At 32.5% G+C, this 928-nt stretch carries 2 protein-coding genes; one reads left to right on the top strand and one right to left on the bottom strand.

Translation table 11 applies throughout. The annotated features are described in order from the left end of the window. A partial coding sequence (locus MCQ_RS07665; protein ID WP_006924602.1) for a hypothetical protein occupies positions 1–290 on the bottom strand: 290 nt, incomplete at its 3' end. Between the two features lie 93 nt (positions 291–383). Between MCQ_RS07665 and MCQ_RS07670 the strand changes: the two genes are divergently transcribed. After that, positions 384–695, top strand: coding sequence for a hypothetical protein (locus MCQ_RS07670; protein WP_035008222.1), 312 nt, complete (start codon positions 384–386; stop codon positions 693–695). Positions 696–928 lie beyond the last annotated feature (233 nt).

The following is a 928-nucleotide window of genomic DNA, read 5'->3' on the forward strand; positions in this document are numbered from 1 at the left end:
ACACGGGAACTGTCTACAAATTGCGACATTGGGGGGGTGTGTTGCTCTTGCATTAATCTCTGCAAGCGTTCAGGATAAAAAAAATCATCAGGGCGTAAGTCTATGTCATGATCACGAGCATAGTCTAATAATTGTGCTTGATAAATCGAGGGGAATAATCCATTAGCACCACCTTTTTCCTTAGAATAAGTAATACGATAAATAGCGCCCTTACATTTCTGTAAAATGCGCGAAACATTAATAGCTCCACCTAAATATTTTATTATGGTATACGCAGGTTCTTTTTTCATAATGATAAAATTTCATATTTTGTGAATTTTATCAAGATAAAATTTCATGTTTTTTTTATTGATTTTTCATTTCACATGAAAGACTCTTATTTTATGGAATCAGATCAGTTAAAGGTATGGCTTAATGAGCAATTAGCTAAAAATGGGCATGGCAGCAAGAAAATGCTAGCCAAACATTTAGGAGTATTGCCATCTACTTTAACTAGCATGTTGCACGATTCAAGTACAAAAAGATCCATAAAAGCAAGTGAATTAATAGAGATTATTGATTTTTTTGGTGAGATCCCTCCTTTCTTAATCAAAGAATCTGAACAGTTTATTCAACTATATTATCGAGCAAAGCCTGAAGTTCAGAAAGCTGTTTTAACGATTCTTCAGAACTCTTGCTCCCTAGACAAAAGATAATAACAGCCATTACTTTCTTATCTCCACAATTCCAAAGTTTTTCTAATATTTCTTTATCCATAATTAATCTCTGCCTCCACAGAATTTCATTTTTTATGAATTTTTTTTATTGACATATTTCATTAAAAATGAAATATATGCCCCATACCTTATAAATTAACCGTTGCCAACAGGCTGTATGGAGGCTGTTTTGACAAAACCTGTTTTTATAAAATCGGATGAAATTCTCTTAG

This window comes from Candidatus Bartonella washoeensis Sb944nv (assembly GCF_000278135.1).
Taxonomy (GTDB): Bacteria; Pseudomonadota; Alphaproteobacteria; order Rhizobiales; family Rhizobiaceae; genus Bartonella; species Bartonella washoeensis.

Excerpts from the sequence above, each read along its gene's own strand:
- MCQ_RS07670 (WP_035008222.1), top strand. The coding sequence starts at position 384 with ATGGAATCAGATCAGTTAAAGGTATGGCTTAATGAGCAATTAGCTAAA.